The 9,941-nt window shown below is 68.5% G+C and carries 8 protein-coding genes; 3 read left to right on the forward strand and 5 right to left on the reverse strand.

Annotated elements, in window-relative coordinates; all coding sequences use genetic code 11:
* Positions 1-67: 67 nt before the first annotated feature.
* Positions 68-1,915, reverse strand: a complete 1,848-nt coding sequence (locus Q7F20_RS16230; RefSeq protein ID WP_305741106.1) for a DEAD/DEAH box helicase — start codon at positions 1,913-1,915, stop codon at positions 68-70.
* A gap of 114 nt (positions 1,916-2,029) precedes the next feature.
* Positions 2,030-2,506, reverse strand: coding sequence for a MarR family winged helix-turn-helix transcriptional regulator (locus tag Q7F20_RS16235; protein ID WP_305741107.1), 477 nt, complete (start codon positions 2,504-2,506; stop codon positions 2,030-2,032).
* Positions 2,507-2,616: 110 nt separating this feature from the next.
* Here Q7F20_RS16235 and Q7F20_RS16240 point away from each other — a divergent pair, with 110 nt between their 5' ends.
* Together Q7F20_RS16240 and Q7F20_RS16245 are read left to right on the forward strand one after the other, a co-directional pair.
* Positions 2,617-4,716, forward strand: a complete 2,100-nt coding sequence (locus tag Q7F20_RS16240; RefSeq protein ID WP_305741108.1) for an MDR family MFS transporter — start codon at positions 2,617-2,619, stop codon at positions 4,714-4,716.
* A gap of 77 nt (positions 4,717-4,793) precedes the next feature.
* Positions 4,794-5,384 carry a TetR/AcrR family transcriptional regulator gene (locus Q7F20_RS16245; protein WP_305741109.1) on the forward strand — a complete coding sequence of 197 codons (591 nt, stop codon included), beginning with the start codon at positions 4,794-4,796 and terminating at the stop codon, positions 5,382-5,384.
* 349 nt (positions 5,385-5,733) lie between these two features.
* Here the strand turns inward: Q7F20_RS16245 and Q7F20_RS16250 are convergent, their stop codons facing one another.
* Positions 5,734-6,603, reverse strand: a complete 870-nt coding sequence (locus tag Q7F20_RS16250; protein WP_305741110.1) for an SDR family NAD(P)-dependent oxidoreductase — start codon at positions 6,601-6,603, stop codon at positions 5,734-5,736.
* Between the two features lie 88 nt (positions 6,604-6,691).
* On the opposite strand from Q7F20_RS16250, the gene Q7F20_RS16255 reads away from it, so the two are divergent.
* Positions 6,692-7,264: a TetR family transcriptional regulator gene (locus Q7F20_RS16255; RefSeq protein ID WP_305741111.1), complete on the forward strand. Its 573-nt coding sequence runs from the start codon at positions 6,692-6,694 to the stop codon at positions 7,262-7,264.
* Positions 7,265-7,365: 101 nt separating this feature from the next.
* On the opposite strand, the gene Q7F20_RS16260 is transcribed toward Q7F20_RS16255, so the two are convergent.
* Positions 7,366-7,578: a hypothetical protein gene (locus Q7F20_RS16260; RefSeq protein WP_305741112.1), complete on the reverse strand. Its 213-nt coding sequence runs from the start codon at positions 7,576-7,578 to the stop codon at positions 7,366-7,368.
* A 1,944-nt stretch (positions 7,579-9,522) separates the two neighbouring features.
* Positions 9,523-9,941 (reverse strand): RHS repeat-associated core domain-containing protein (locus Q7F20_RS16265; protein ID WP_305741113.1); only part of this gene is annotated, 419 nt, incomplete at its 5' end.

The raw sequence follows: 9,941 nt of genomic DNA on the forward strand, positions 1-9,941 counted from the left end.
GGCGCGCCCCGCGCAACGCTTCGCGTTGCCACTGAGCGGGGCGCGCTCCCGTCGTCAGGACCCTGCGTCAGTGACGCGGCTTGCGCTCCCCGCGCTCGGCCCGGTCGTCGCGGTCGTACCGCCGCGGCCCGCGGTCGTCGCGGTCCCGACCGCCGGCACGCGGCCCACGGTCGTCACGGTCGTACCGACGCGCTCCGCCACCACCGCGGCGGTCCGGCTTGATCTCGATGAGCTTCCCGCTGATCCGGGTGTCCGTCAGCCGCTCGAGCACGTGCGGCTCGAGGTCGGCCGGCAGCTCCACGATCGAGAAGTCCGGGCGGATCTGGATCGCCCCGAAGTCGTCGCGGCGCAGGCCCCCCTCGTTCGCGAGGGCACCGACGATCTGGCGCGGCTCGACGCGGTGTCGACGCCCGACCTCGATGCGGTACGCCGTCATCGGCTGCGAGCGACGTGGGCCTCGGTCACCCCGGTCACCTCGGGCACCACGGTCGTCGTCGCGGTCTCGGCGGTCACCGCTGCGGCCGTCACGGTCGACGCGGTTCCGGAGCTCGTCGGCCTTCGGGTCGAGCAGCAGCGGGTCGTCGCCCTGCGCGACGACGGCGAGTGCGGCGGAGACGTCCTCGGCCGGGACGTCGTGGTGCTCGACGTAGTGCGCGATGATGTCGCGGAACGCCGTGATCCGGTCCTGCTGCTCGAGCGCCGCGGTGATGGCGTCGTCGAAGCGGGTCAGGCGCGTCTCGTTGACGTCCTCGATCGTCGGGAGCTGCATCTGCGTGAGCGGCTGCTTGGTGTGCCGCTCGATCGCGGACAGCAGGCGCCGCTCGCGCGGGGTGACGAAGCTGATCGAGTCGCCCTTGCGGCCGGCGCGACCGGTGCGGCCGATGCGGTGCACGTAGGACTCGATGTCGACGGGGATGTCGTAGTTCACGACGTGCGTGATGCGGTCGACGTCGAGGCCGCGGGCAGCGACGTCGGTGGCGACGAGGATGTCGAGCTTGCCGGACTTGAGCTGGTTCACGGTCCGCTCGCGCTGCGCCTGGGCTACGTCACCGCTGATGGCCGCTGCGGCGTACCCGCGGGCGCGGAGCTTCTCGGCGAGGGTCTCGGTCTCGCTCTTCGTGCGGACGAAGATGATCATGCCCTCGAAGTCCTCGACCTCGAGGATGCGGGTGAGCGCGTCGACCTTCTGCGGGTACGACACCATCAGGTACCGCTGCGTGATGTTCGCCGCGGTCTTCGTCTTCGTCTTGACCGTGATCTCGGCCGGGTCGGTGAGGTACTGCTGCGAGATGCGGCGGATCTGCGCCGGCATCGTCGCCGAGAACAGCGCGACCTGCTTGTCGTCCGGGGTCTCGGCGAGGATCGTCTCGACGTCCTCGGCGAAGCCCATCTTGAGCATCTCGTCGGCCTCGTCGAGCACGAGGTACTTCAGCTCGGACAGGTCGAGCGTGCCCTTCGCGATGTGGTCCATGATCCGGCCCGGGGTGCCGACCACGACGTCGACGCCGCGGCGCAGGGCGGACAGCTGCACGCCGTACGCCTGGCCGCCGTAGACCGGCAGGACGTGCACGTGCTTCATGTGCGATGCGAACTGCTCGAACGCCTCGCACACCTGCAGGGCGAGCTCGCGCGTCGGGGACAGCACGAGGGCCTGCGGCACCTTCGCGCCCGACTCCATGCGGGAGAGGATCGGCAGCGCGAACGCCGCGGTCTTGCCGGTTCCGGTCTGCGCGAGGCCCACGACGTCGCGTCCCTCGAGCAGGGTGGGGATCGTGGCCTCCTGGATGGCGGAGGGGGTCTCGTATCCGATCTCCTTGACGGCCTTGAGCACCGGGTCGCTCAGGCCGAGGTCGGCGAAGGTCACCACGGGCCCCTCGTCGGTGGTCTCGGTGGTGGTGGCGGTGTCCGTGCTCATGCGGAAACGGTATCTCGAATACGGCGCGAGCAGTGACGGCCTGGAGGATCGGGGCGGGCCCGCACCGCGCCTCCCGTCCGCCTGGTGGTCACGTCACGGGCGCGTGCCGCGTGGTCAGGACGCGTCGCGCCGGTCCGTGGCGCCGATGCCGAGGACCGCGTCGGCGCGGTCGTTCAGCCGGGCGAGGAGTCCCGCGAGGGTGTGCAGCTCCTCCGTGGCGAACGCCCCCGTGAGGTCGTCGACGACCTCGGCGCCGGCGACGTCGAGCGTGTCGAGCAGCGTGCGGCCGGCCGGGGCGATCGACACGAGGCTCGCGCGGCCGTCCGCCGGGTCCGGTTCGGTGCCGAGGTAGCCGGAGTCCACGAGCGACGCCACCCGGCGGCTGATCACCGGGCGGGACAGTCCCGTGGCGTCCGCGATCGCCATCGCGCGGACGGCCCCGAAGTGGTCCACGGCTCGGAGGATCACGCGTGCCGTGGGGTCGAGTCCCCCGCGCGACTCGATGAGCGACGAGCGCAGGGTCTGCCGGACCCACAGCCGGTCGAGCTGCGCGCGGAGCAGTCGTTCGGCGTCGTCCCGCTCCTCTGTCATGCCGGACAGCGTAGTGCGCAGATTTAGTTGCTTGTCGGAAGCAATGGATGTATCGTTGCGCGGTCTGCAAACTTTCACAGCAGGAAACACAGCACGAAGCAAGGAGCTCGATGACCGCCACCGCACCCGTCCCGGTGCAGCACGGCCGACGCGCAGCCGGAGTCCCCACGGACACCGCCGCACCCGGCCAGCAGCCGCTGATGACCCACCGCCAGATCCTCCTCGTGATCTACGGGTTGATGGCGGGCATGTTCCTGTCGTCGCTCGGTCAGACGGTGTTCGGCACGGCGATCCGGACGATCGGTGACGACCTGCACGGGCTCGACCAGCAGGCCTGGGTGACGACCGCGTACCTCATCACCTCGACCATCGCGACGCCGATCTACGGCAAGCTCTCCGACATCTTCGGGCGCCGGCCGCTCTACATCTTCGGCATCGTGGTGTTCATCCTCGGCGCCGTGCTCTCGTCGATGTCGACCTCGATGCTCATGCTCGCCGGCTTCCGCGCCGTGCAGGGCATCGGCGCCGGTGCGCTGATGTCGCTGCCGCTCGCGATCATGGGCGACATCCTCGCCCCGCGCGAACGTGCCAAGTACCAGGGCTACTTCCTCGCCGTGTTCGGCATCTCGTCCGTGATCGGGCCGCTCATCGGCGGGCTGCTCGCCGGTTCCTCCGAGATCCTGTGGATCACCGGTTGGCGCTGGGTGCTCCTCATCAACGTGCCGATCGGCATCGCCGCCCTCGTCATGGTGCTCGTGTTCCTGCACCTGCCGAAGGTGCACGGTGGCGACACCGCGAAGCCGAAGGTCGACTGGTGGGGCGCGACCGCCGTCATCGTCACGCTCGTGCCGCTCCTGCTCGTGGCCGAACAGGGCCGCACCTGGGGCTGGGGCTCCGCCGCGGCGATCGCCTGCTACGTCATCGGTGTCGTCGGCCTCGTCGCGCTGCTCGTCATCGAGTCGAAGATGGGCGACGCCGCGATCATCCCGCTGAAGCTCTTCCGCTCCGGCACGTTCTCGATGGCGACCGTCATCGGGTTCCTGGTCGGCTTCGCGATGTTCGGCGCCATGCTGACCATCCCGCTCTACCTGCAGATCGTCGTCGGCCTGACCCCGACCGAGTCCGGCTTCGCGACGCTCCCCCTCGTCGGCGGCCTCATGATCGCGTCGATCACGAGCGGTCAGATCGTCGCGCGGGTCGGGCGCTACCGGATCTTCCCGGTCATCGGCACGTTCCTGGTGTCGACCGGCTACGTCGTCCTGACGTTCATGACGATCGACAAGCCGCTCTGGTTCCTGATGATCGGCATGTTCCTGATCGGCCTGGGGCTCGGTTCGGTCATGCAGTCGCTGACCCTCGCGTCGCAGGGCTCGGTCGAGGCCCGGGACATGGGCGTCGCCACGTCGTCCGCCACGTTCTTCCGGCAGATCGGTGGAACGCTCGGCACCGCCGTCCTGCTGTCGATCCTGTTCTCGGTCATGCCGTCGAACATCCTGCACGCCACCGCGAACCGCGCAGACCTGCGAGAGGCACTCGACGCGGCGACGAACCCGGCCGTCGCGACCGCGCAGGAGAACCGCGGTGTCGTGGAGAAGATCTGGTCCCCGATCGTCGCCCCGCTCGAGCAGAACGTGCAGTCCTCGCTCGACGACGTCACCGCCCAGGTGCAGCAGTCGACCGCGAGCGCCCCGGCCGCCGTGCAGGACCAGGCCCTCGCCGCGGCCGCCGAGAAGGCGCACGCCTCGGTGCAGGACGGCACACTCGTCGTCGACTGGTCGGACGCCGCGCAGCGGTCCTACTGGGTGGGCGAGCTCACCCCGGCCGTCGCGAAGCAGGTCTCCGACGGCAGCGGATCCGGGTCGAGCACCATGAGCACGAACGACACGTCGTTCCTGACCGGTGCGGACAGCCGGCTCACCCGGCCGTTCATGGCGGGCTTCAACGCCTCGTCCGTGACGATCTACTGGGTCGGACTCGGTGTGATCCTGCTCGCCTTCGTCCTCACCTGGTTCTTCCGGGTGCCGCCGCTCCGCCAGCGTTCGGCGCTGCAGGAGCGCGCGGACGCCGCGGGCGGGCAGCGCACCGACTCCGACCGCCTCTCGCCGGAGGACGAGCTCGAGGCGGCCGCTGGCTTGGCCGCCGCCGAGGCGGGCTCCTTCACCGGCCCGATGACCGGATCCACCCCGACGCAGCCCGCGCCGCGCCGGTGACCGACCGGGACGTCCGTCCGCTGTCCCCCTTCGTGGACGGGCGTCCCACTCCACCAGCCCGAGGACCAGGAGCCACCGTGACCACCACCCCCGCGACGACGACGGCGACGGAGCCGTGTTCGCTGCGTGAACGGAAGAAGCAGCAGACGCGCCAGGCGCTGCACGACGCCGCACTGACGCTCGTCTCGGCGCACGGCCTCGACGGGGTGACCGTGGAGCAGATCTGTGTCGACGCCGACGTCTCGCCGCGGACCTTCTTCAACTACTTCTCCTCGAAGGCGCACGCCGCGCTCGGGCTCGACACCGTCGAGGTCCCGCCGGCCGCCGCCACGTGGTTCGCCACCGCCGAGGGGCGCTTCATCGACGACCTGTGCGGCCTCGTCGCGGCCACCGTGCCCCTCTCGCAGGACCGCCGCCGGATGAAGGAGCTGCTCGTGCTCCGCCCGGAGATGGCCCCGATGGTCATGCAGTGGATGTCCGAGTCCCGACAGTCCCTGCTCGCCACGGTCGGCACGCGGACCGACGAGCAGACCGCCCGCACCGCCGTCGCCCTCGTGATGTCGGCGCTGTCCGAGGTCGCACACCGCGAGACCGTCGGCGGGCCGGAGGAACTGGCCGTCCGCCTGCGCGCCGTGGTCCGGGAGATGGGCGCGCTCGCCTCGGCCTGACCGGACGGCCTCCTGCGTGGGCCCGCAGGCCGTTTCGGCATCCCGCAGGACTCCTTCCACCAGGGTCGGAGCCTGCCTACGCTCCTCGCACCGGCCCTCGCCGACGGCCGGTCGACTCGCCCCGTGGCGCGCAACGGCGCGCGTCGCGGGGTGACCACACCACGACGCACCGTGTGCCCGCACGGTGCGTCGTGCACGTTCAGCGCTGGTGACTGTTCGCGCGCACCGACACCGCACGCGCTCGCCGGCACGTGGACTGTCGGCCAGCGCGTGAAGGCGGTACCGTCCACGGTTCGGGAGGCGCGGATGCAGCCCGCACCGCGCCTCCCGTCCGTCCAGCGGTCGCGTCTCAGGCGTGTGCCAGCGGGTCCAGCTGCTCCGGAGTCGCGTCGACTGCCTGCGTCGACCGGCTGAGGGCCTCGTTCCGCTCGTCCTCGGCCAGGAGCGCGCGGCCTGCGGCGGTCCCGTGCTCGAACGCGTCCGGGCCGACGAGCAGGCGGAGCGGCGGCTCCTCCATCCCCACGACCTGCAGGACGAGCTCGGCGACCAGGTCCGGGTCGCTCGCGCCGATGCTCGTGCCGCCGTGCATCCGCGCCGAGAGTCCGACGGTCGCCTCGTACTCCGGCCGGATCGGCGCGACCGACATGGAGGAGCCGGCCCAGTCGGTGCGCATGCCGCCCGGCTCGAGGACGGTGACGCGGACGCCGAGTGGTCCGACCTCCTTCGCGAGGACCGACGAGAACCCGCCGACCGCCCACTTCGCGGACTGGTACGCGCCGAGGCCCGGCGTCGACATCCGGCCTCCGACGGAGGACACCTGCACGATGTGTCCGGCGCCCTGCTCGCGCATGACGTGCACGGCCTCCTGGCTGAGGGTCACGACGCCGAACAGGTTGGTCTCGACCTGGGCGCGGAAGTCGGCGGGGTCGACGTCCTCGATGCTGGCGAGGTTCGCGTACCCGGCGTTGTTCACGAGCACGTCGAGCCGACCGAAGCGCTCGACTGCGGTGCGGACGGCGGCCCGGGCTGCGTCGGGGTCGGTGACGTCGAGGGCGACGGGGACGAGCTCGGCGCTGGAGTCCCCGGTCGTCCCGGCGACGTCGTCGAGGGCGTGGACGTCACGGACCCCGGCGACGACCTGATGACCGGCAGCGAGGGCTGCGGTGACGATCGAGCGACCGAGGCCACGCGAGGCGCCGGTGACGAGGAAGACAGACATGGTGTTCCTAACTGACTGGTTGGTTGACAGAACTCATGGAACACCTCCGACGCTCGCTTGTCAACCATCTGGTTGATAACCTGGGTGGATGCCGATGCCCCGCGACGCCGATGCCACTCGCGCCCGACTCCTCGTCGCCGCGCGCGACGAGTTCGCATCGGTCGGGATCGCCGGCGCCCGCGTGGACCGGATCGCCGCCGCCGCCGCGAGCAACAAGGCGCAGATCTACCACTACTTCGGCAGCAAGGACGGCCTGTTCGACGCGGTGTTCGACGCGATGGTCGCCGAGACGCTCGACGAGGTCACGATCGACGCCGACGACCTCCCCGAGTACGCCGGACGCCTGCACGACTCGTACGCGCACCGTCCCTGGGTGCAGCGTCTCGCTACCTGGTACCGGCTCGAGCGGGGCGACTCCTCGCACCCGATCGATGCCGTGGTGCAGAGCAACGCCGCGAAGCTCCGGGCGATCGAGGATGCACAGCGAGACGGACGGCTGCCGACATCCTTCTCGGCGGCGGAGCTCCTCGGGATCGTCATCCACACAGCGGCGCTGTGGAGCGGTGCGACGCCGGAGTACGCCCGGCTGACGGACGAGGTGGGGGCGGCGCGGCGGCGGGAGGTCGTCGTGGCGACGGTGGCGGCGGTCGCGCGGGGCTGAGCGCTTGCCCCAGCGCTGCGCTACCTGACGCGGCATGCAACAGACCGTCGGAATCTGAGCACTGCTCTTATTCACCAAAGCGACAGAGCCCCAGTCCTGCCTTACGTGAACGCCCACGTCGTGTTCGAGGCACCGCCCGCCTGCACGGCCTTCGTGAAGCGGCTGTTGGAGTCGCACGTGTACGACGTGGTCTTCTGCCCGCTGCCGGGCAGGTCGTGGCGGGACCATTGCAGCGTGTCGCGGTCTTTGGCCTTATCGGCAGCGCAGTCGCCGCTGGTCGCGGCGCCGGCGATGTAGCAGTACAGGGTGTTCACAACCGGGGTGGCGTCGTTATCGCCGGCCCAGGCGCGGACCCGTGCGACCTTGCTCGAGGAGTCGTAGTCGATGTGCTGGTGCCCCTGCCACGACGCCGGCTTGACACCGGGCGAGACCTTTGTTGTGACATTCCTTCGACTCGCGCTTCGATCGCCTTTCCGATCGATGCGCGGCAGGACGGCGGCCGCAGTCCTATCCGCACGTCACCGGCTCAGCAGCAGAACCAGAGCACCGACCGCCATAACAGCGATGCCCACTGCTGCGACCGCTCCGCGCATCTTTGGAGTCGATGGTCGCTCTCTCTGCCTACGAGCAATCCAAGGTATTGCAGCCAGTCCCCCGACGATCAGTAATACTCCCAGAAACAGAGGGAGAGTGCTCACCTCAGTACTCACCTTCTCCGATTCTCCGAATCACATCCAGACCAGTCGAAAGTTGATTGTAGAGCGATAATCCGTGGGCTACGTCCTGGTCGCGCTGATCGGACGCATACTGGCTCAACAATCCCGTACCGCACCCGACCGCGAAGCCGGCTACAGCTCCCCAGGGATCGCCGTACGCACCCAGGAGCATTTCGGCGCCTCCAGAGAATAGGCACTGACCGGCAGAGACGTCAAGACAAAAGTCGGAATAGAGACGCCACAATGAAGTACGATCCGAGAGCTATCATCCCTATTCCGATTATCACTATAAACCAAGGTGCATAGGAGGGACGGAAGCTAGATGATACTGCACGTGTCATTTGTCTTTCTGCATGCACTGCTGCGGCGTTGCGAAAGATTATCAAGTTTGTACCTAAGACAACAGCCACCGCACCAACAATGAGAAAGATCACCAAATGCTCCCTGTGTAGGTGAAGTCCACTCCGCAGTCAGCGCCGTCCCCGACCCCACCCCCGACAGAATAATCCGTTGGCACTGGGCTTGTGTTGGAGCTCGACACGCTTCCCGTTACAACGCCTCCTGCGCCAGCAGTGCAGGAGAAACCACCGGTCCAGCCCTCCGACAGCGTTCCTGTCGAGTTGGAAGAGGTAGCAGATGCTGAGAACCCATAGCCGAGGCCAAAGCCCTGCGTGGGAATCTTGTGCCCATAGCCATCGTCCGCGCAACCGGCTGAAACACAAACGTACAAGCACTCTTACTCACCGAAGCGGAGAGCCACTGTTCTTGCGGCCGATAATTTATCTTATGTCAGATTTCGGCTGCGGCCGACGAGGTCGCCCGACTCGCCGCACGGCTCCGCGCCCGCTGGGCTGCCGCGCAGCAGAGCGCGCAGGCTGCCGCGCAGCAGAGCGAGCAGGCTGCCGCGCAGCGGAGCGAGCAGGCTGCCGCGCAGCGCGCGAGACCGCGGAGGCCCAACAGTGCGCCGAGCAGGTCCGCCCGCAGCAGGAAGCCGAACGGCAGCGGAAGCAGGCCGAGCGTCGAGGACCTCGGCTTTGAGCAGGAGCGGAGCGCCTGCTCAGGGAGATGGCACGTCTGAAGGATCTGGCTCGGCCTGCCGCCTCGGAAGACGGTCGACAAGTGGTTCAAAGATCGCTGACACCTCGTCGTGACATCGTCGGTGGTCTGCAGGTCCAGCGGCTGTCCCGTCGTCAGGTCGCTGATCGCCGACGCGGTTCCCGTGCCGGCGACGGTGCGGGATGTGATGCCCTTGCCATAGGTGTAGTCGTACTCCGCTCCCCGTCCGTGGACTGGTTGAGCAGATTGTTCACGTCGGCGCCGCAGCAGCCGCGTACCGCCTTCCGAAACGCATGACCCAGATCGCTTTCGATCATCAGCGCTTCGAATGTGCGTACAGCACGAGGATTACGCCCAGCGCGAGCGGCCCAAGGAACGGGAGGGCTCGTCCCCAGTCTCCTGAGGTGATGAGGAGCGTTGAGAAGAAGACGACACCAAGTGCGACCAAAATCCATCCGAAGACCGCTGCGCCGGTCCGTCCGCTCATCACAGGACCGACGGCCCGATCAGTGCCGCGCGGTACCCGAGAGGACAGGTGCTCTTCACGGCGTTAGCATTCGAAAGTTGGCCAGATGCGCCGATCAGGAAATCCACACCTGCTCCTGCGCCAATTGCGGCGCCGCCTTCCGTAACCACGGTCGCCAAAACTACACCCGCGACACCAGTGGCAATTTCGGCAGAGGAACCCGCGTATTGAACAGTGTTAGCGATGCACTCCTGCGTTACTGCCCCGGTAGGGTCGACACGATTCACTGGGTCAATACCTGCGTAGGCGTATCGGTTGGCGTTGGTGGGGCTGAGGGGTGCGTCGAGGGTGTCGCGTTCGATCCACCCGCCGGTAGCGGTTGTCTGCCATCGGTATCCGAACTTGGTGAGTCCGTTGTCGGTGCTGGACGAGCGGAGCC

The sequence above is a fragment of the Curtobacterium sp. A7_M15 genome, assembly GCF_030705415.1.
Taxonomy (GTDB): domain Bacteria; phylum Actinomycetota; class Actinomycetes; order Actinomycetales; family Microbacteriaceae; genus Curtobacterium.